Source organism: gamma proteobacterium SS-5 (assembly GCA_009497875.2).
Classification (GTDB): Bacteria; Pseudomonadota; Gammaproteobacteria; order Chromatiales; family Chromatiaceae; genus Magnetovirga; species Magnetovirga frankeli.
This window is the reverse complement of the sequence record CP032508.2, coordinates 2,454,277-2,472,439: the sequence shown is the minus strand read 5'-3', so window position 1 is coordinate 2,472,439 and position 18,163 is coordinate 2,454,277. Positions and strand designations below refer to the sequence as shown.

22 protein-coding genes and 1 tRNA gene are annotated in these 18,163 nt (G+C 61.8%); 12 read left to right on the top strand and 11 right to left on the bottom strand.

The window, feature by feature from the left end; translation table 11 throughout:
* Positions 1-3: 3 nt before the first annotated feature.
* Genes queG through D5125_16470 form a run of 6 tightly spaced genes read right to left on the bottom strand, consistent with a single transcriptional unit; the run spans position 4 to position 3,788 of the window.
* The gene (gene queG / locus D5125_16495; protein QFY90928.1) at positions 4-1,062 is read right to left on the bottom strand and encodes a tRNA epoxyqueuosine(34) reductase QueG; all 1,059 of its coding nucleotides are present in this window, start codon (positions 1,060-1,062) and stop codon (positions 4-6) included.
* Between the two features lie 10 nt (positions 1,063-1,072).
* Positions 1,073-1,855 carry a peptidylprolyl isomerase gene (locus tag D5125_16490; GenBank protein ID QFY90927.1) on the bottom strand — a complete coding sequence of 261 codons (783 nt, stop codon included), beginning with the start codon at positions 1,853-1,855 and terminating at the stop codon, positions 1,073-1,075.
* Positions 1,856-1,863: 8 nt separating this feature from the next.
* Positions 1,864-2,163: a YciI family protein gene (locus D5125_16485; GenBank protein QFY90926.1), complete on the bottom strand. Its 300-nt coding sequence runs from the start codon at positions 2,161-2,163 to the stop codon at positions 1,864-1,866.
* Positions 2,164-2,165: 2 nt separating this feature from the next.
* Positions 2,166-2,714 (bottom strand): septation protein A, encoded by a 549-nt coding sequence (locus tag D5125_16480; GenBank protein QFY90925.1) that lies wholly within the window; start codon positions 2,712-2,714, stop codon positions 2,166-2,168.
* Between the two features lie 31 nt (positions 2,715-2,745).
* Positions 2,746-3,477, bottom strand: coding sequence for a hypothetical protein (locus tag D5125_16475; protein ID QFY90924.1), 732 nt, complete (start codon positions 3,475-3,477; stop codon positions 2,746-2,748).
* Positions 3,478-3,512: 35 nt separating this feature from the next.
* Positions 3,513-3,788 (bottom strand): cupin domain-containing protein, encoded by a 276-nt coding sequence (locus D5125_16470; protein ID QFY91206.1) that lies wholly within the window; start codon positions 3,786-3,788, stop codon positions 3,513-3,515.
* Positions 3,789-3,922: 134 nt separating this feature from the next.
* Between D5125_16470 and D5125_16465 the strand changes: the two genes are divergently transcribed.
* The gene (locus D5125_16465; protein QFY90923.1) at positions 3,923-4,408 is read left to right on the top strand and encodes a nicotinamide-nucleotide amidohydrolase family protein; all 486 of its coding nucleotides are present in this window, start codon (positions 3,923-3,925) and stop codon (positions 4,406-4,408) included.
* Positions 4,409-4,599: 191 nt separating this feature from the next.
* Entirely contained in the window at positions 4,600-6,255 is a 1,656-nt protein-coding gene (locus D5125_16460; GenBank protein ID QFY90922.1) for a methyl-accepting chemotaxis protein, read from the top strand.
* Positions 6,256-6,288: 33 nt separating this feature from the next.
* Here the strand turns inward: D5125_16460 and D5125_16455 are convergent, their stop codons facing one another.
* Positions 6,289-6,813 carry a thermonuclease family protein gene (locus D5125_16455; GenBank protein ID QFY90921.1) on the bottom strand — a complete coding sequence of 175 codons (525 nt, stop codon included), beginning with the start codon at positions 6,811-6,813 and terminating at the stop codon, positions 6,289-6,291.
* Between the two features lie 75 nt (positions 6,814-6,888).
* On the opposite strand from D5125_16455, the gene D5125_16450 reads away from it, so the two are divergent.
* Positions 6,889-6,965: transfer RNA gene (locus D5125_16450), tRNA-Val, on the top strand.
* 213 nt (positions 6,966-7,178) lie between these two features.
* Here D5125_16450 and D5125_16445 read toward each other — a convergent pair.
* Positions 7,179-7,808, bottom strand: a complete 630-nt coding sequence (locus D5125_16445) for an MBL fold metallo-hydrolase (GenBank protein QFY90920.1) — start codon at positions 7,806-7,808, stop codon at positions 7,179-7,181.
* A 401-nt stretch (positions 7,809-8,209) separates the two neighbouring features.
* Here D5125_16445 and D5125_16440 point away from each other — a divergent pair, with 401 nt between their 5' ends.
* The 9 genes from D5125_16440 to D5125_16400 all read left to right on the top strand — a co-directional run bounded on the left by D5125_16440 (position 8,210) and on the right by D5125_16400 (position 16,268).
* Positions 8,210-8,821: a hypothetical protein gene (locus D5125_16440; protein QFY90919.2), complete on the top strand. Its 612-nt coding sequence runs from the start codon at positions 8,210-8,212 to the stop codon at positions 8,819-8,821.
* Positions 8,822-9,189: 368 nt separating this feature from the next.
* Positions 9,190-9,984 (top strand): thiazole synthase, encoded by a 795-nt coding sequence (locus tag D5125_16435; GenBank protein QFY90918.1) that lies wholly within the window; start codon positions 9,190-9,192, stop codon positions 9,982-9,984.
* Between the two features lie 111 nt (positions 9,985-10,095).
* Positions 10,096-10,794: a tRNA (guanosine(46)-N7)-methyltransferase TrmB gene (gene trmB / locus D5125_16430; protein ID QFY90917.1), complete on the top strand. Its 699-nt coding sequence runs from the start codon at positions 10,096-10,098 to the stop codon at positions 10,792-10,794.
* Positions 10,760-11,419, top strand: a complete 660-nt coding sequence (locus D5125_16425) for an ATP-binding cassette domain-containing protein (GenBank protein ID QFY90916.1) — start codon at positions 10,760-10,762, stop codon at positions 11,417-11,419. Before trmB ends, D5125_16425 begins: the two co-directional genes overlap by 35 nt.
* Before the next feature lie 4 nt (positions 11,420-11,423).
* Entirely contained in the window at positions 11,424-12,227 is an 804-nt protein-coding gene (fetB, locus tag D5125_16420) for an iron export ABC transporter permease subunit FetB (GenBank protein QFY90915.1), read from the top strand.
* 190 nt (positions 12,228-12,417) lie between these two features.
* The gene (locus tag D5125_16415) at positions 12,418-12,771 is read left to right on the top strand and encodes a helix-turn-helix domain-containing protein (protein ID QFY90914.2); all 354 of its coding nucleotides are present in this window, start codon (positions 12,418-12,420) and stop codon (positions 12,769-12,771) included.
* Positions 12,772-12,920: 149 nt separating this feature from the next.
* Positions 12,921-14,516 (top strand): SEL1-like repeat protein, encoded by a 1,596-nt coding sequence (locus tag D5125_16410; GenBank protein ID QFY90913.2) that lies wholly within the window; start codon positions 12,921-12,923, stop codon positions 14,514-14,516.
* A 393-nt stretch (positions 14,517-14,909) separates the two neighbouring features.
* Positions 14,910-15,395 carry a YchJ family protein gene (locus D5125_16405; GenBank protein QFY90912.1) on the top strand — a complete coding sequence of 162 codons (486 nt, stop codon included), beginning with the start codon at positions 14,910-14,912 and terminating at the stop codon, positions 15,393-15,395.
* A 138-nt stretch (positions 15,396-15,533) separates the two neighbouring features.
* Positions 15,534-16,268, top strand: coding sequence for a lytic transglycosylase domain-containing protein (locus tag D5125_16400; protein QFY90911.1), 735 nt, complete (start codon positions 15,534-15,536; stop codon positions 16,266-16,268).
* Positions 16,269-16,359: 91 nt separating this feature from the next.
* Here D5125_16400 and D5125_16395 read toward each other — a convergent pair whose 3' ends face one another.
* From D5125_16395 to D5125_16385, 3 genes are all read right to left on the bottom strand, one after another.
* On the bottom strand, positions 16,360-16,746 hold the full coding sequence (locus tag D5125_16395) for an Hsp20/alpha crystallin family protein (GenBank protein QFY90910.1): 387 nt from the start codon (positions 16,744-16,746) through the stop codon (positions 16,360-16,362).
* Between the two features lie 12 nt (positions 16,747-16,758).
* Positions 16,759-17,190 carry an Hsp20/alpha crystallin family protein gene (locus tag D5125_16390; GenBank protein QFY90909.1) on the bottom strand — a complete coding sequence of 144 codons (432 nt, stop codon included), beginning with the start codon at positions 17,188-17,190 and terminating at the stop codon, positions 16,759-16,761.
* 357 nt (positions 17,191-17,547) lie between these two features.
* Positions 17,548-18,123, bottom strand: coding sequence for an outer membrane protein assembly factor BamE (locus D5125_16385; GenBank protein ID QFY90908.1), 576 nt, complete (start codon positions 18,121-18,123; stop codon positions 17,548-17,550).
* Between the last annotated feature and the right edge of the window lie 40 nt (positions 18,124-18,163).

The following is an 18,163-nucleotide window of genomic DNA, read 5'->3' as shown; positions in this document are numbered from 1 at the left end:
GGTTCAGGTTCTGCGATTGAGTTGATTCAAAGCCCAGCTAGAGTGCTCGCGTACCAGCTCGGCGGGGTGGTTCAGGCGCTTTTTTAACAGGTCGGTTACTTTAGCCGAATTGGGCCCATTGCCCAAGGCCGTGGCGATATTTCTCAGCCAGCTCAGATGACCGATGCGGCGGATGGGCGAGCCCTCGAAACGACGCAGAAATTCGGCCTCATCCCAGGCGAACAGCGCGCACAGCCGGGCGCTGTCCAGGCCCTGACGGGGCAGGAAGTCGGCCTCGGCACTGGGGCGGGCAAAGCGGTTCCAGGGGCAGACCAGCTGGCAGTCGTCACAGCCGTAGATGCGGTTGCCCAGCCGGGGGCGCAGCTCCAGGGGGATCGGCCCTTTCAGCTCGATGGTCAGATAGGAGATGCAGCGGCGGGCGTCCACCACATAGGGCGCGACTATGGCGGCGGTGGGGCAGATATCCAGACAGGCGCGGCAGCGGCCACAGTGGCTCTGCGCCGGGCTGTCGGCGGGCAGGGCCAGGTCGGTGTAGATCTCGCCGAGGAAGAACCAGGAACCGGCGCGGCGGTTGATCAGGTTGCTATGCTTGCCGATCCAGCCCAGCCCGGCCTTTTCTGCCAGGGGCTTTTCCAGCACCGGCGCGGAATCGACGAAGACTCGCTGCCGAAAGGGGCCAACCCGCTCGGCAATGCGCCCGGCGAGCAGGGCCAGGCGCTTGCGCAGCAGCTTGTGGTAGTCGCGGCCGAGGGCGTAGCGGGAGACATAGGCCTGTTCCGGGTTGGCCAGGACCCCGGTCATGGGCGCGGCCGGGGGCAGGTAGTCCAACCGTGCCGAGATGACGCTGCAGGTGTCGGGCTCCAGCTCCGCTGGTCGGCTGCGTTTGCTGCCGTGGCGGGCCATGTAGTCCATCTCGCCCTGATAGCCCTGTTCCAGCCAGCGTTGCAGGCGCTGCTCGGCCTGGCTCAGGTCGATGTCCGCGATGCCGATCTGACTCAGGCCCAGCTGCTGGCCCCAGTGGCGTATCTGCCGCACCAGCTCGGCAGGGGCGGGAGCAGTCATGCCATGATCGTTAGGGCTTGGCCTGTTCGATCACGGCCTTGGCGCGCAATTGCAGCATGTAGTCCTTCAGGGCCTGCTGGCGCAGCTGGTTGGTCAGTTCGTCCTTGACCTGATCCAGGGGTTTGGCGGGCAGTTCGCGACTGTCTTCCAGCAGGATCAGGTGCCAGCCGAAGGGGGTCTGTACCGGCTGCTTGGAGTAACTGCCCTTGTCCATGCCGCCAAGGGCATCGGCGAAGGGCTTGACCATGGTCTCGGCACTGAACCAGCCCAGGTCGCCGCCCTTGGCCCCGGTCGGGCCGGTGGAGTGCTGCTTGGCCAGTTCGGCAAAGTCGGCCCCGGCATCGAGTTCCTTGATCAGCTTTTGCGCCTGTTCCTTCTCCTTCAGCAGGATGTGACGCGCCTTGAACTCCTGGCGCGGCTGGCTGTGCTTTTCTTTGTAAAGGGCCTGCAAATCGGCATCGCTGGGCTTGAATTTACGCATCTGCTCCTGCAGGACGGCGTTGGCCAGGTAACTGATGCGCTCGACCTCCAGACCAGCCCGGTGTTCGGGCCTCTGGTCCAGGCCATCGGTAACGGCGGCCTGGCTGAGCAGTATGCGGTTGGCCAGCTCGCTGATCAGGATCTGTTGGATCTGCTCGTTGGGTTCCACACCAGGCTTGATCATGTCCTTGGCCATGTGTTGTAACATGGCGCGGGTCACGGGTGCGCCGTTGACGTTGAACAGGGTTTGCTCGGCGGCTGTGGCGCTGGCGGCAAGGCCGATGAGAAGACAGGCGCTCAGTATCTTGTGCATGATATTCCTCAGGGTAGTACGTGTTTGAAGGGTTTGACCTGTACCTGGGCATAGACCCCGGCGGCCAGGTAGGGGTCGGCATCGGCCCAGGCCCGGGCCTGGGCCAGATCATCGAACTCGGCCACTATCAGGCTGCCGCTGAAGCCCGCGCTACCGGGCTCCGGGCCGTCGATGGCGGGAAAGGGGCCGGCCAGCAACAGGCGTCCCTGGTCCTTGAGTTGCTGCAATCGGGCCAGGTGGGCCGGGCGGGCCGATTGACGCGCCGACAGGCTGTTTTGCCGATCTTCGCCGATGATACAGTAAAGCATGTTCAGGGCTCTCCGGCGCTGGCCTCTGGCGGCATGTGACGCGCCATGTAGAGGGATTGGGCGATGATGAAGGCAAAGGTCAGGCCAAGCAGGCCGAACAGCTTGAAGTTGACCCAGGTCTGTTCGTCAAACCGGTAGGCGACCCAGAGGTTGAGCCCGCCCACGGCGAAAAAGAACAGGGTCCAGGCCTGGTTCAGCCGCTGCCAGACCGGCTGGGGCAGTTGCGCCGCCTGGCCCATCAGGCGCTCGGTCAGGGTGATGCCGCCGAACAGCGGGGCGAGCAGGAAGGCCAGGCCAAACAGCCAGTTCACTACCGTGGGCTTCCATTTGATGAAGGTGGGGTCCTGAAAGGCCAGGGTCATGCCGCCGAATAGCAGCAACAGGCCCAGGGTAAGCAGATGCATCTTTTCCAGCTGACGGTGGCGCAGCCAGTGCCAGCCGGTCTGCGCCAGGGCGGCGGCCATGGCCACGCCGGTGGCGACATAGATGCCGTGGCTCTGGTAGGCGATGAAGAACAGGATGATGGGAAAGAAGGATGCAATCAGCTTCATGGGTAGGTTCGATGGCCTGTATCGCAGTGCTTCAGTGCAACAGGGTGTTGGCGTTGGTCTGGTTAAGGTAGCGTTCAACGATCATGCGCACCTGGGGCGGGTAGTCGAGCAGCTCCATCTGTTCCATGGCCTCGGCGAAGAATTCATGGCTCAACTCGGGCACGTATTCGATGATGGACTCGTAGGCGCTGATGATGCAGTCTGGGTTGAGCGAGCGGGTGGCGATGATGCCGCGATTGATCAGGAATACCGACCAGGGTGCCCCCGGCAGGCTTTGCTCCAGATCCTGGGTGAGGCCGACGCTGAGGGCATCGGCGATCTCGCTGCTCTGGCTGAACAGGTTTTCCAGCTCATCCGGCTGGTTCAGCTGATTGGCCATCCGCGCCAGGGTGTTGACCACCGGGCCGAGCACGTCCAGCTCGGCGCCGTTGCGCGCCAGCCACAGGGCCAGGGGGAAGGCGATGGTCTCGAAATACAGGTAATGGGGGTAGTGGACGCTCTGGGCATCCAGGGTCAAGGCCTCGAGCATGGTCAGGCCGTAGTTGCCCAGTTCGCTGAGGTCATCCTCACTGAGGCTGCCGTTTTGCATCTCATGGGCGTAGAACATATCCAACAGGTTGAGCAGGGCATCGAGGATGACATCGGGCTCATTGGTGCTGTCCAGTTCCGGTTTGCCCTGGTCCTCCCAAAAGGCAATGAAATCCTTGGCGCATTCAGAGAAGGCGTCAATGATGCGGATGATGTCGGCGGCCGGTGATTCCATGGGGCAGATTCTAGCAGAAAGCCGGGGCCTCTGGCTCAGGCAAAATTGTAGTGCTTTTCCACGTCTTCCAGGATCTCCCAGGTGCAGGACAGTCCCTGCGGGAAGATGATCAGATCGCCGCGCTTGAACTCCTGCGGCTGACCCTGATCCGGGGTGACCCGCACCCGACCGCGCAGCAAATAGCAGGTTTCCTGCCGATCATAGTGCCAGGGAAAACAGGAGGCTTCCTTGCGCCAGATGGGCCAGTCGTACACCCCCAGCACCTCCAGCTTGGCCGGGGAGGGTTTGTGTTCACAGAGTATTTCGGTCATGGCAGCATTGCTCAGGGTAATCTGCATCGCTTGCAGGGTGGCAGGAAGGGCGCTAGCTTGCCAAGCCCGGCCCCGTTTGTCATCTTCTCTGATTTTTCCCCGTCTGGCCGGGGCCGCCCAACCTGGAGTGCGACATGAATGATGCCTGCCTGTCTGCCGAAGCAGAAAAGCTGCTCGCCGAGCTGATCCGGCGCGGCCTGAGCCTGGCCTGCGCCGAGTCTTGCAGCGGCGGCTGGATCGCCAAGCTGATCACCGACATCCCCGGCAGCAGCGCCGTCCTGGAGCGCGGCTTTGTCACCTACTCCAATGCCGCCAAGCAGGAGATGCTCGGCGTGCCCGCCGTCATCATTCAGGCGCAGGGGGCGGTCAGTCGAGAGACGGTAGCCGCCATGGTGAGCGGGGCCCTGGCCCACAGCCGGGCCGACCTGGCCTTGGCGGTGAGCGGCATCGCCGGCCCCTCCGGGGGCAGCCTGGAAAAGCCGGTGGGCAGCGTCTGGCTCGGCTGGGGGCGGCGCGGTCAGCCGCCGCTGACCCGGCTGGAGCGCTTCAGCGGGGAGCGCGACCAGGTACGCCGCCAGGCCGTTCTGGCCGCCCTGCGGGGGGTGTGGCAGCTGTTTTAGTTGCCAGCCTCCAGCGGTCAGCGGCTGCTTTTTCGGCTCCCCCTTTGTCTGAAAAATAATTAAAAAAAACGACAGCTTAGTGAATTATTCTCAAGGCTTGCTGCGGTTGGCCGTTACAGAAAGCAGCCAAGCCCCATGTGCCCGGCTGAAACCCTCATACCACGCCTACCAACCTCAAGAATAACGATGCCATGAACATACTGACCAACATGAGAGTAAAGAGCCGTCTCCTGCTGCTTGCCGGTCTGACCATCAGTGCCATGATGGTTATCGGTATCCTCGGCCTGAACAGCATGATGCGGCTGAATCAATCGCTGGGCAGCGTCTATGCCGATCGCCTGGTGCCCACTGGGCAGATCAGTGAAATCATGCTGCTGATGCAGGAGAACCGCACCCAGCTGTTGCTGGCCCTGCAGCATGATAGCGAGTCCGAGTTTGCTACCATGCACAATCACCCCATCGATCTGCATCTGGATCAGGTAGAGCGGAACATCGATAAGATCACCGCCATCTGGAAGACCTACCTGACCACCTATCTGACGCCAGAGGAGAAGCGCCTGGCCGATGACTATGCCGCCAAACGGGCGACATTCGTCAACCAGGGCCTGCGCGCCACCCTGGCCGAACTCAAAAGGGGCGACTACGCCGCCGCCAACCGGGTGATACTCACCAAGGTAAACCCGCTGTATGAGCAGGCCGGCGGCCTGGCCGATGAGCTGCTGCACCTGCAACTACGGGTGGCCAAGGCCGAGTTCGACCAGGCCGAGCAGAGTTATGCCGAGCGGCAGATGCTGTTCATCGGCCTCATGCTGCTGGCCCTGCTGCTCAGCGGCCTGCTGGCCTGGAGCACCATCGGCAACCTGGGCCATGCGACGCGGGAACTGATGCAATCGAGCAGCCGCCTGGCCGAGGGCGACCTGACCGTCAGCGCCAATTACCAGAGCAGGGACGAGATGGGGCAGGTGGCCAAGGCCTTCAATCTGATGGCAGAGCGTTTCCGCGCCATGGTGCGGGAGCTGGCCTCGGCCACCGAGCAGCTGGCGGCAGCGGCCGAGCAGACATCCCGCGCCAGCGAGCAAAACAGCGAGGGGGTACAGCGCCAACGCAACGAGATCGATATGGTCGCCACCGCCATGAACGAGATGGCCGCCACGGTACAGGAGGTGGCACGCACCACCTCCAGCGCGGCGGAAGCGGCGCACAATGCCGATGCGGAAACAATCAAGGGCAAGGGGGTGGTCAGCCACACCATCAGCGTGATCGAAGGGCTGGCCAGCGAGGTGGAGCGTGCCGCTGGCACCATCCAGCAATTGCAGCAGGACAGCGAACAGATCAGCACCGTGTTGGACGTGATCCGTGGCATTGCCGAGCAGACCAACCTGCTGGCGCTAAACGCCGCCATCGAGGCGGCCCGGGCCGGGGAACAAGGGCGCGGCTTTGCCGTGGTGGCCGATGAGGTACGCACCCTGGCCAGCCGTACCCAGGAGTCCACCTCCGAGATCCAGGCGATGATCGAGAAGCTGCAAACCGCCGCCAGCAACGCCGTCAAGGTGATGGAAAGCAGTCGCAGCCAGACCCATACCGGGGTGGAGCAGGTGGCCCAGGCCGGTACCTCGCTGGACAGCATCAGCCAGGCGGTGGGCAGCATCAACGACCTGAACATGCAGATCGCCTCGGCCGCGGAGGAACAAAGCGCCGTGGCCGAGGAGATCAACCGCAACATAGTCAATATCAGCCAGGTGGCCGATCAATCCAGCCAGGGCGCGGAGCAAACCGCCAGCGCCAGCAGCGAGCTGGCCCGCCTGGCCAGTCACCTGCAGGAGATGGTGGCCCGCTTCCGCGTCTGAGTCAGTGTTTGAGGTCTTTGCGTCGGCAGGGATTCAGCCCCTTCTGGGATGACGCCGACGCCACTGCCAGGGGCGTTGATGCAGGCCGGGCCGGGACCAGATGCCAACCCGGTAGCCTCGTGCCTGTTGCTCACTGGCGCTGTACTCCGGGTGTTGGCAATAGCGCTTGTACACCGCCGCCTGGCCGGCCATCACCATGGCCAGGTTGAAGCTCTGGCCTTGCCCCCCATCGGCCTGGGCCTCGAACAGTTCGGCAACGGTGCGGCCGTAGCGGTCTTTCTCCACCGGTTTGAGCAGCAGCCTGGCTGGCAGCAGGGATTGCAGATAGGCCTTGGCTTGATCACCCCAGGGCCTTTGCCCCAACTCTGGGGCGTCGATACAGTGAAGACGCACCTTGACCTGTTGGCCGGCGCAGTCCAGGTCCACCGAGTCACCGTCCGCCACCCGTTTCAGCCGACAGGATTGCAAGGGGGCCGGTGGGCTGCAAGCGCTCAGGCCAAGCAGCAGGGCGGCAAGGCCAGTGATCAGGGCCAGCCGGTAGGGATAGGCTTTATTCATGCCGACATTGTACAGCAGCCTGCCCCGAGGGAGTTGACTCTCCTGTCATGCCCGGTATAATCCGCCGCTTCCCCTAGGCGCGTAGCTCAGTTGGTTAGAGCGCCACGTTGACATCGTGGAGGTCACCAGTTCAAATCTGGTCGTGCCTACCAAATACCGGACCCGGCCCAGCGCCGGGTTTTTGTTTGCCCCAAGCCTGAACTCCGCCCGCCCTGAGCCCATCCCTGACGGATTGACGCGGCCCGTCCAGGGCAGTGGCAGCTGCCCGGACGTCTGCCTGAGCTTGTCGAAGGGGCTCGCCCTCGATACATACAACAGAGTCGAATTCCTCGGGGCAGCCGGATCCGGTCGGGCTGCAATGGGGTTTAATTCAGGAAGGGGTTGTGCCTGCGCTCTTCGCCAATGCTGGATTCCGCACCGTGGCCAGGGACAAATCGAACCTCGTCGCCCAAGGGGAACAGGCGCTGCTTGATGGAGCGCAGCAGCTCGGCCTGATTGCCTCTGGGGAAGTCGGTGCGGCCGATGGAACCCTGAAACAGCACATCACCAACAAAGGCCAGGGCGCTGTCCGGCTGGTAGAACACTATGTGTCCCGGGGTGTGACCAGGGCAGTGGAGTACCTGCAACTCGATGTTGCCGACACTGACCCGATCGCCCTGCATCAGCCAGCGCTGCGGGCTAAAGCTGCGCGTCGGGGGAAAGCCGGCCATGGCTGCCCACTCGGGTAGGCTGCGCAGCAGAAACTCATCATCCGGATGCGGCCCCTCGATGGGTATGGCCAGTTGCTCGGCCAGGTCCAGGGCCGCGCCGCAGTGGTCAAAGTGGCCGTGGGTGATGAGGATCTTCTCCAGATGCAGGCCATCCTGCTCGGCCAGTCGGATGATGCGCTGGATATCGCCACCGGGATCGATCACCGCCGCCCGTTTGCTGCTCGGGCAGGAGATCAGCGAGGCGTTCTGGGCGTAGCTGGTGACCGGGATAACACGGTAATTCATGGCAAAGCGCTCCTGATGGGGCCAAGCGGGAAGCAAAAGGGGGCACAGAGGGCACAAAGGGTAACCTGAAAGATGATCCTGCTGCCAGCGGAGTTGTTACCGACCCTGATCGGGGCGAAAACAGCGGGCCTCTGGTGTATATTTCCTCCATATATTAACCACGCAATGGCGCATATACGGCCAGTAAGCAGGCATTAAACAGGTATTTTCTGGCTATCATGGGTTGATGCCTTGCCCAGCGACCCTTGGCCCCTCGTGGGTTGCTGGGGTCGAATGCTAGGAGGGCCTGCAGGCGGTGACGGGGGTTGATCGAAATGAATAATATCTGGGTACTGGGTTTACTTTTTCTGCTGTTGACTGGCTGCGGGGCTTTCCCCAAAAAAGGCGCGGAGGCCTTGCCATTGGCCGTACCTGCCCAGGTTGAAGGGCAGTGGTATGCGGTGCATTTTTATCATGACTGGCCCGAGGGGCGGTCGCCTTTGTGGCACCGGGATGCCCTACTGGCCCATGAGGTGCTGTTGCCGGTGCTGCGCCGTTACCAGCAGGCGCTGCCGCTGTGGCGTTTTCATCGCCGCGCGGCGCGGGATGCGGCGGGGCACCGGTTGCGCTTTATTTTCTATGCAGACAAGGCTACGGCCCAATCCATTCAGCAAGCACTGAGCGCGGACCCACTGCTGCGGGCGTTGCAACAGCGGGGCTGGTTGAAAAAGGTCCGACATGCGGGATTTGGCAAGCAGGCCCAGCGGCTTTCGGCCACCAGTGACCCCCATTGGAGCCCGGCGGTACAGGCGGCCTGGCCGCATTTCATCATGGGGGTGAGCCGTACCTGGCTGGAGTTGATTGCGGCGGAGGTCGGCCCCCTGGCCTGGATCAGTGACCTGGATGCCCTGGATCAGGGCTATAAGGAGGTGGATGCCCAGGTCAGTCAGACCTGGCGCGATCAGGGTCAACATGCCTTTTTTCACCACCTCAGCGCGGTTTATGGCTACAAGGCGCTGGAGGTGCGTTATTGATGAACCCATGCCCTGTAGGCCCGATGGAGAAGGAAGGACGAGGCATGGAACCCGAGTCGAGACGACTTTCATTACTGTAAACCTGAAAAGAGCATTTGGCCACAGAGCCACAGAGCCACAGAACACACAGAGAAAAATCAATGTGTTGGAAAGCGAACATTCAACACCTTCTAGTGGCTTAACTGAGGAATATAGGGTAAAACATCCGTGGCAACCCACGAGCCCCGAGCCCCGAAGCGGCCAAGATAGGTTTCATGTTCAGGGGTGTCGCTGTCCGCTCCATGTCCGTTGGGTGGTGGTTGAACGCGGCCTTGGGTAGTAGAATCACGGCTTTTCGTCACCCCGAGCAATCAGCAACAGGCCCGAACATGACCGATTCCCCGACCGACAGCTTCACCCTCGCCGGCAAGACCTACAGCTCCCGTTTGCTGGTGGGTACCGGTAAATACAAAGACATGGCGGAGACCCGTGCCGCCATCGATGCCTCCGGCGCGCAGATCGTCACCATCGCCGTGCGCCGCACCAACATGGGTCAGAACCCCGGCGAGGCCAATATCCTGGACGTGCTGCCACCGGACCGCTTTACCATCCTGCCCAATACCGCAGGCTGTTTTGACAAGGACACCGCCGTGCGTACCTGCCGCCTGGCCCGTGAGCTGCTGGATGGCCACAAGCTGGTCAAGCTGGAGGTGCTGGGGGATGAGAAGACCCTGTTTCCCGATGTGATGCAGACCATCAGCGCGGCTGAGGAGCTGGTCAAAGACGGCTTTGATGTCATGGTCTATACCAACGACGACCCCATAGTGGCCAAGCATCTGGAGGAGATCGGCTGCATTGCGGTGATGCCCCTGGCAGCGCCCATAGGTTCTGGGCTTGGGATTCGCAACAAGCTGAATATTATGACTATTGTGGAGAATGCCAAGGTGCCGATCCTGGTCGATGCCGGGGTGGGTACGGCCTCGGATGCGGCCGTGGCCATGGAGCTGGGCTGTGATGGGGTGTTGATGAATACCGCCATTGCCGCGGCGCAGAGGCCGGTGCTGATGGCCTCGGCCATGCGCAAGGCGATCGAGGCCGGGCGCGAGGCCTTTCTCGCTGGACGCATGCCCGCCAAGCGTTATGCTTCGGCCTCCAGCCCGGTGGATGGCCTGTTTTTTCAGTGATGAGGATCAGCGCCTGAGGCCGTTCAGCCGCTGTTCGGTCGCGCCGTACAGCGGCCATCCCATAAGGTGCCTTGTTTGAGCCCCTGACCTGATGTCCCAGGAATGCCCCCGATGACCGATGCCGAGCAATCCCGGCCCCATGCCCCGATTCGCAGCTATGTGCTGCGGCAGGGGCGCATGACGCGCAGCCAGGAACGGGCCTTTGCCCAGTTCTGGCCGATCTATGGCCTGGTGCCGGGTCCGGCTGAGCCGCTTGATCCGGCGCGGCTGTTTGCCGTCGAGCAGCCGCTGTTTCTGGAGATTGGCTTTGGCAATGGCGAGGGCCTGGCCGAGCTGGCCCGGCGACACCCCGAGCGCAATTACCTGGGCATAGAGGTGCATAGCCCTGGGGTGGGGCATCTGCTGATCCGGGCGGCGGAGTTGCAGTTGAACAATCTGCGTCTGATCCGTCAGGATGCGGTTGAGGTGCTGCGGGATCATCTGCCTGCGAACTGCCTGGACGGCATCATGCTGTTCTTCCCCGATCCTTGGCACAAGAAGCGCCATCACAAGCGGCGTATCGTGCAGCCTGCCTTTCTTGATCTGTGCGCCCGTGCCCTCAAGCCGGGCGGTATCTTGCACCTGGCCACCGATTGGCAGGACTATGCCGAGCAGATGCTGCATCTGCTGCAGGCCTGTCCGCAACTGAGCAACTGCCAGGCTGCGGACGGCTTTGCCCCACGCCCTGAGGGTCGGCCCCTGACCCGTTTCGAGCAGCGCGGCCAGCGCCTCGGCCATGGCGTTTGGGACCTGCTGTTTCGGCGGCTTTGACGTGCCTGACCTGCATATCGAGCAACTGCGGATCCTGCATCTGCCGCCCCTGAGCTTTTCGCTCAGGGCCGGTGAAATCACGGTGCTCAGCGGTCCTTCAGGCTGCGGTAAAAGCCTGCTGCTGCGCGCCATGGTTGATTTGGACTGCCATAGCGGCGAGGTCCGCCTGGGCGGGCAGCGGCGTGAGGCCATGCCGGCCCCGGCCTGGCGCCGTCTGCTGGGGCTGTTGCCGGCGGAGAGCCATTGGTGGCGGAACACCGCCGCCGAGCATCTGCCTGCCGCTGTCGATCTGCCCCTAAAGGCGCTGGATCTGCCCGCCGAGGCCCTGGGCTGGCAGATCAGCCGTCTGTCCACCGGCGAGCGTCAGCGCCTGGCCCTGCTGCGGTTGTTGGCCATGGGTCCGTCCGCGCTCCTGCTGGACGAACCCACGGCCAATCTGGATGCAGACAATGGCCTGCGCGTGGAGCGTCTGATCCGCGCCTATGCCGATGAGCATCAGGCCCCGGTGCTCTGGGTGTCCCACGACGCCGCCCAACGCCAGCGCATTGCCGATCGCCAACTCCGCCTGGAGCCGGACGGCATCAAGAGCGGGGCAGGGGATTCGGAACCGGACAGCGGGGGTTGATGCCGTGGATTTGATTACACTCAGCCCCTGGGACCTGGCCATCAGCGCCATTCTGGTGCTGCTGTTGGCGCTGTTGTCCTATCGGCTACAGCTTGGGGTCGGGCGGCGCCTGGTGGTTGCCGCCAGCCGTAGTGTGGTGCAGTTGCTGTTGATCGGCATGGTGCTGAAGTTTCTGTTCAGCCAGGACAATCCCCTGCTGATTGGCATGGTCACCCTGGTGATGTTGCTGGTGGCCGGGCACGAGGTCATGGCGCGTCAAAAACACCGCTATGTCGGCCCCTGGGCCTTTGGTATAGGCAGCTTTTCCATGCTGGTGTCTTCGTTCTCGGTCACCCTGATCGCCTTGCTGGTGATCATCCAGGTCGAGCCCTGGTATGCCCCCCAGTACCTGATCCCCTTGCTGGGCATGTTGCTCGGCAACACCATGTCCGGCATCGCCCTGAGCCTGGATAACCTCTCCCGTGCCGCCTGGGATCAGCGCGGCCGTATCGAGGCGCAATTGCTGCTGGGGGCGGACTATGCCCAGGCCATCGGCAGCATCCGCCGCGAGGCCCTGCGTTCTGGCCTGATCCCCATCATCAATACCATGTCGGTGGCCGGTCTGGTCAGTCTGCCGGGCATGATGACCGGGCAGATCCTCGGCGGCAGCCCGCCGTTGGAGGCGGCCAAGTATCAAATTCTGATCCTGTTGTTGATCGCCTTTGGCACCGGGCTTGGCAGCATTACGGCGGTATACATAGGATCAGTAAGACTTTTTGATCACCGCCAGCGCCTCAGGCTGGATCGGTTGCAGCGGGCGAGTGACTGAATTTTGACGTTTTACAAATTATTGGCAGTTTTATCTATTGACTTGCTGGGATAGTATTCCATACAGAGATCAGGCGAGGCTCCTCCTTTGACCCGGTCTTATTGCCATCGTCATTCCACAATCAAACTTTAATTCAGGGTGTCTGCCAATGGAGAACTTTTCCGATAGGATAACCTTCGCACGGAAGCGCATGGGGCTGTCTCAGTCACAACTTGCCGCAAGCCTGGAGGTTAGCCGGGGTGCTTGCGGGCAGTGGGAGCAGGGTGTTTCCCTGCCCAGCGTTTCCCACATGGCCGAACTGGCGCGCATTACCGAGGTCTCCTTTGAATGGCTGGCCACTGGCCGTGGCCGTGTTGCCCCGCCGTCGGAACCCAAAAACGCCAAGGCCGGGAGCGAAGAGGATGGCCTGGTCACCGAATTTGCCGGTCGGACCCTGTCCGGGGAATTGCGTGAGGTGGTGATCTGGCTACAGAAGCTGCCCAAGACCGAGCAAAAGCAGGTGATCAAGATGCTGCGCAGCATGCGTAATCTGATGTCTGCCTGACCAGCCAAGCCGGAACCCAAAACGGATCGCAAAGACCGCAACAAGCCAATAAAGTTGCAGCTCTGTAGCCCGGATGAAGCGAAGCGGTCCCTGTTGGGACTCGACATGGGTTAGGATGACAGACCGCCGTTGCCGCTGGGGGTGCTCAATTGCCTGTTTTGATCCTGCTGTTGCTGTTTTTGTCCACGGCCCAGTGTGCCGAGGGCGATTGGCAGTGGCTGTCGCTGGAGGGGCAGGGGCTGTGGTTGCTCAAGCCCCCGCAATGGCGCGCCCAGCAACAACAGAACCAAGGCCTGCTGACCCTGGAGATGGAAGCCCCGGCAGCCCAGGCCGGGGTCATGCTCTGGGGTGGCGAGCTGGGCATGAGGTTGAACTGGCGGCAGCTGGCCGAGCTGTGGCGCAGGAACAGCGCCGGTCTGGAGCATCTGCGGGAGCTACAGCCCTCCAGCGGGCTGGATGCCAGCGAGATCATCCCGGCCGATATAAAAATGCATCTGCAGGAATATCTGGGTGAGCTGGACGGCGACCCCAGCCGCACCTGGGTGGGCTATTTCTCCCAGGGTAGCCGCAGCTTTGTGCTCATGGGCATGTTCCCCCGTCATGATGCCCTGGCCGAGGCCCAGGTGCGCAGGGTGATGCGCTCGCTGCGGCCAGACGCGCCCGAGACCCATGCCTTTGAGCCCCAAGCCCCTGAGCTCCAGATCCCTGGGCCCCAAGGCGAGATCGAGGCCCAATTCGAGACCAAAATCAAACCCGAACCTGAGACCAAGCCCGAGTCCTTATCCGAGCCAGAGGCCGAGTCTGGCCCCCACCAGCCCCTGCTGCCGCTTGAATCCGTGCCTCAGCCGAGCGATGGCCAGGCCGCCGAGGCCCAGGCAGAGCCCCTTGCCCAGCTGCGGCTGTTTCAGGATCAGGCCCTGCAGCATCCGCTGGCAGGGCCGCTGCCACGGGACATCCGCCAGCTCTATGCCCAGGTCCAAATCCAGGGTCTGGAGCCGGGGACCCGGTTGCGTGCCGAGTGGTACTACCTGGAAGGTGATCACGGCGGAAGCCCCTTTGTGGTGGATGAGAAGGACTACCCGGCCGACACCAAAGGCCTGACCTTTGTCCTGCACCGGCCGGACAACACCCTGTTTCCCAGCGGCAACTACCGCCTGCTGTTGATCGCCGACGAGCAGGTGGCCGCGGCGGACTTCTTTCTGCGCGACCCCAGCGAGGCAGAACTCCTGGCCCAGGCCCAGGCCGGTCAGGCCGAGGGGCAGTTTGGCCTCTATGCCTATCTGAAAATGGGCCAGCTGCGCCAGGTCACGGAGGCCGAGGCACTGGCCTGGCTGACCCAGGCGGCCCATCAGGGGCTGGCCATTGCCCAGCATCATCTCGGGCTGGTCTATTTTCATGGCCAGCACGGTCAGGCGGAGGACAAGGTGATGGCGATGGACTGGTTTCGCCGCGCCGCCCTGCAGGATCATGCCGATGCCGCCTATTTCATGGCCCGTGGCTACCGCGAGGGGCTGGGCGTACCCCGTGACCTGAACGAGGCAGTGGCCTGGACCCGGCGCGGCGCAAGGCTGGGCAGCGCCCCGGCGCAATACAACCTGGCCCTGCATCACCTGCTCGGTCGTGGCCTCAAGCCCGACCGGCCCAAGGCCCTGCACTGGCTGCGCAAGGCGGGCAGCGCAGGCTACGCCCCGGCGCAAGAGGCCCTCACCTGGCTGGAGGCGGAACAAGACAACACCGCTCCCTGAGGCTGGCCGAAGTGAGCGGGATCGACGAAAGCCCGAAAGAACACAGAGAACGGGTATTGAAAACTGAGTAATTACTTAAGGTAGAATAGCTATCGAGACCACCTCAGCCCTTGGCGACCGTTTTTTTGCCCCTAAGCGAGGGAGCTTAGTGGGTAGAGAGTTGCTCTCCCCCCTTGTAAAGGGGGATTGAGGTTGACCTCCCCCTTTGTAAAAGGGGGATTGAGGGGGATTTTGGCGGTGGTAATTACGCTGGCGTTGAAGAAATCCCCCTGCCCCCCCCCTTTGTAAAGGGGGGGAGTTGGCCTCTGCGTCCCTTTGGGTTCCGCCCTCCATGGGATCGCCTTTGTCTCTGTGGCTTGACTGAATTTGGCTTTATCGACCCAAGGAGAAACCATGTCCGACTGTCCCTGTGGCTCTGGTGCCGCTTTTGATCTGTGCTGCGGCCCCCTGATTCGGGGTGAAAGGGTCGCGCCTACCGCCGAGGCGCTGATGCGCTCGCGCTACAGCGCCTATACCCTGGCCGATATCGATTACCTGACCCAAAGTCTGCACCCGGACTCGCGCGATGACCACGACCCCATAGCCGCCCGGCGTTGGGCCGAGCAGTCCCAATGGCTGGGGCTTGAGCTGGTGTCCGTGGTACAGGGGGGCGAGGGGGATGAGCGGGGCGAGGTGGAGTTCATCGCCCGCTATCGGGACAAGAATGGTCTGCGCCGTCATCACGAGATCGGCCATTTCGTCCGCCATGCTGGCAATTGGCATTACCTGGAGGCGAGTATGCCCCAGGCGGGCAGCCCAGAGCGGGGCGCGGCCAAGGTTGGCCGCAACCAGCCCTGCCCCTGCGGCAGCGGCAAAAAATTCAAAAAGTGTTGTGGATAATGTCAATCCTAATCAATAAGTTACATGAATTAATTATAAATAACATTAAAAAATCTTGCAATCTGACTATAATGGCGTTAGAAAGACCTCAATTCACCTTAGGTGTATTCTCTGAAATTTAGTCAAGGGTATAAGATCATGAGAGAAAATAGTTACTGGTTGCGGTCGGGTTTGGCGCTGCCTGTCGTGTTCTTTGCGCTTGCCGCGCCCCTCTCGGCGGATGTGTATAAATACCGCGACAGCCAGGGGCATCCACACTTTACCGACACCCCGATGGAGGACCCCTCCTTCAGACTGGTCTGGCACAAGGCGCGTATCGATCCTCAGGTGGTGGTCCACTCAGAGCGGGGACCTATGGTCCGCACCGTCCCGGCCCAGGCTCAGGCCCAAGCTCAGGTCAAGCCACCGGTGTTTGAGATGAGCTGGAGTTCCCAGGAGAGCAAGGAGAATCGGCAGCGTTACGCCGACCTGATCGATCAGGCGGCCAAGCGGGTCAAGCTACAGCCCGAGTTGCTGCATGCGGTGGTGATGGCGGAATCCGGCTACAACCCCAGGGCGGTGTCCGATGCCGGGGCCCAGGGCCTGATGCAGCTGATCCCGGCCACGGCGGAGCGCTATGGGGTGCAAGACAGCTTTGACCCCAAGCAGAATGTGGATGGCGGTGCCCGTTATCTGCGTGATCTGCTGAAGATGTTTGGATTCAACCTCAATCTCGCCCTGGCCGGCTACAACGCAGGGGAGAACGCCGTAATCAAGCACGGCAACAAGATCCCGCCCTACGAAGAAACCCAGAACTACGTGAAAAAAGTGCTGGCGTACTACCAGGAAAACCGTATTCGCCGGGCCATTGAGGGGCAAACCGCAGGCCGCTGAGACAGAGAATAGAGGCCAGAGGGGAGGGCGCTCAACCCTCAGCCCTCTGTCCTCTGTTTCAGTCCTCTGTTTCAGTCATCTGTCCTCTGTTTCAGGCCGCCCGTACCTGGATCTTGCGGGTTTGATGGGCCTCGGCCTTGGGGATGCGCAGGATCAGCACGCCATCCTTGAAGTTGGCCTCTACCTGATCGGTGTCCAGTTCCCGGCTCAGGGTAAAGCTGCGCTGATAGCGGGTCAGGCGCACATCGGCATGGACCGGCTCCATCTCGGCGGGCATCTCCAGCAGGATCTCACCACCAATCGAGAGACTGTCTTTATCCACCTGAATATCGAGCTTTTCCTTTGGCACTCCGGGCATGTCGGCCATGACCGTGATGCCGGTGGCGTCCTCAAAGATATCCACCGCAGGGCGTAGGGTTCTTTCCTGATCGGCACGGGCCTTGCTGTCCTGGCCGGGGTTGGTTTCTTGATTACTCATGGCATTGTCTCCTTATTTGACCTGGATCTGACGGGGTTTGCTGGCCTCCTTGCGTTGGATGGCGATATGCAGCACGCCGTCCTTGTACAGTGCCTCGACCTGTTCCGGGTCCACGTCCTCGGGTAGATTGACCACCCGGCGGAAGGCCCCGTCAAAGCGTTCACGACGGAAATAGCTGGCCCCTTCCTCGGCAATCAGACGGCGCTCGCCCTTGATGCTCAGCATGTTCTGCTGGATATTGATATCCAGTTGGCTGGCATCCACGCCGGGCAGAAACAGATAGACATCGACGCGGTTGGCATGGGTGCCGATGTTGATCGGCGGGTACTCGCCGCGCGGGGCGGATCGTATCGGGCTGGGCCAGCCGTAGGTGTTCATCTCCCGCTCCAGACGGCGCAGTTCATCGAACAGACTGGCACCAAAATCATTCATGTTGATATACATGGCACAGACTCCTCAGGTTGATGTTTAGGGGGTTCCTGTTACCTGAGATAGGCCTGTTTGCGGTTTTTTCAAGGGGCGGCAGGATAAACCCAGAAAGGCTATGAAGCATAGGGCGGGCGATGCCCGCAGCCAAGCCATCTGTGCTGTAGACTGCTAGGGGCTTGTCGGGTTTAGGTGCCCGTAGCGAGCAAGGTGGGAGAGCGAGAACAAATTTTCACGATTTTGAGGCGCATAGTTGCCCTACGCAACGAAAAATCGGGGCCAATGTTCAAAACAATTCTGGGCCGTTCTTCCCACTGGCGCAGTAGGAGCATCCTAAATCCGACAGGCTCCTAGGGGCTTGCCATGTGTATTGGCTCAGGGCTGCGCCTGGCCCTGGGCTTCTGGCTGTTCCGGGGCTGGCTTGGGGGCCGCTTCGCTGGCAGGGGACTGCGGGGCCTTGGTGGCTGATGCGTCATCCCCCAGGCCTATGCGGCTTAGGGTGTTGTCGATGAAGCCCTTGGGTTTTTGATCGGGTACGCTGACCACCGTCTCTTGCGGTGGTTGGATATTGCTGGGGTCGGGGCGATAATCCCCCTCCACCTTGCTGAGCAGGCCATCATCGAAAAACAGGGTGACCCGCTTGCGCTCCAGTTTGCCGCCGCCGCGCTTCATGGTATAGACATAGTCCCAGCGGTTGTTGCGGAAGCTGTCTTGCAGCATGGGCGTACCCAGCAGGTAGCGAACCTGCTCCCTGGACATGCCCGGTTCCAGACGGTTGACCTGATCCTGGCTGACCACATTGCCCTGCTGGATATCGGGCTTGTACATCAGGGGCGTTTGCGCCAGGGTGTCGGTGATTGGGTCGGACAGATTGGGCGTGCCCGAGCAGCCGAACAACGACAGGCTCAGGCCCAGGCCCAGACCTAAATCACGAACAGGAAACAATCGCATGTAACGCCTCTTGAAATCACGTAGAATCACCGCCCAATGA

Bases quoted from the DNA above. Each gene is read 5' to 3' on its own strand.
- D5125_16400 (QFY90911.1), top strand. From the start codon at position 15,534: ATGAGAGAAAATAGTTACTGGTTGCGGTCGGGTTTGGCGCTGCCTGTC.
- D5125_16425 (QFY90916.1), top strand. From the start codon at position 10,760: ATGGCGTTTGGGACCTGCTGTTTCGGCGGCTTTGACGTGCCTGACCTG.
- trmB (QFY90917.1), top strand. From the start codon at position 10,096: ATGACCGATGCCGAGCAATCCCGGCCCCATGCCCCGATTCGCAGCTAT.
- D5125_16470 (QFY91206.1), bottom strand. From the start codon at position 3,788: ATGACCGAAATACTCTGTGAACACAAACCCTCCCCGGCCAAGCTGGAG.
- D5125_16445 (QFY90920.1), bottom strand. From the start codon at position 7,808: ATGAATTACCGTGTTATCCCGGTCACCAGCTACGCCCAGAACGCCTCG.
- D5125_16465 (QFY90923.1), top strand. From the start codon at position 3,923: ATGAATGATGCCTGCCTGTCTGCCGAAGCAGAAAAGCTGCTCGCCGAG.
- D5125_16455 (QFY90921.1), bottom strand. From the start codon at position 6,813: ATGAATAAAGCCTATCCCTACCGGCTGGCCCTGATCACTGGCCTTGCC.
- D5125_16415 (QFY90914.2), top strand. From the start codon at position 12,418: ATGGGGCTGTCTCAGTCACAACTTGCCGCAAGCCTGGAGGTTAGCCGG.
- D5125_16405 (QFY90912.1), top strand. From the start codon at position 14,910: ATGTCCGACTGTCCCTGTGGCTCTGGTGCCGCTTTTGATCTGTGCTGC.
- D5125_16435 (QFY90918.1), top strand. From the start codon at position 9,190: ATGACCGATTCCCCGACCGACAGCTTCACCCTCGCCGGCAAGACCTAC.
- D5125_16390 (QFY90909.1), bottom strand. From the start codon at position 17,190: ATGTATATCAACATGAATGATTTTGGTGCCAGTCTGTTCGATGAACTG.
- D5125_16385 (QFY90908.1), bottom strand. From the start codon at position 18,123: ATGCGATTGTTTCCTGTTCGTGATTTAGGTCTGGGCCTGGGCCTGAGC.
- queG (QFY90928.1), bottom strand. From the start codon at position 1,062: ATGACTGCTCCCGCCCCTGCCGAGCTGGTGCGGCAGATACGCCACTGG.
- D5125_16460 (QFY90922.1), top strand. From the start codon at position 4,600: ATGAACATACTGACCAACATGAGAGTAAAGAGCCGTCTCCTGCTGCTT.
- D5125_16490 (QFY90927.1), bottom strand. From the start codon at position 1,855: ATGCACAAGATACTGAGCGCCTGTCTTCTCATCGGCCTTGCCGCCAGC.
- D5125_16395 (QFY90910.1), bottom strand. From the start codon at position 16,746: ATGAGTAATCAAGAAACCAACCCCGGCCAGGACAGCAAGGCCCGTGCC.
- D5125_16480 (QFY90925.1), bottom strand. From the start codon at position 2,714: ATGAAGCTGATTGCATCCTTCTTTCCCATCATCCTGTTCTTCATCGCC.
- D5125_16475 (QFY90924.1), bottom strand. From the start codon at position 3,477: ATGGAATCACCGGCCGCCGACATCATCCGCATCATTGACGCCTTCTCT.
- D5125_16485 (QFY90926.1), bottom strand. From the start codon at position 2,163: ATGCTTTACTGTATCATCGGCGAAGATCGGCAAAACAGCCTGTCGGCG.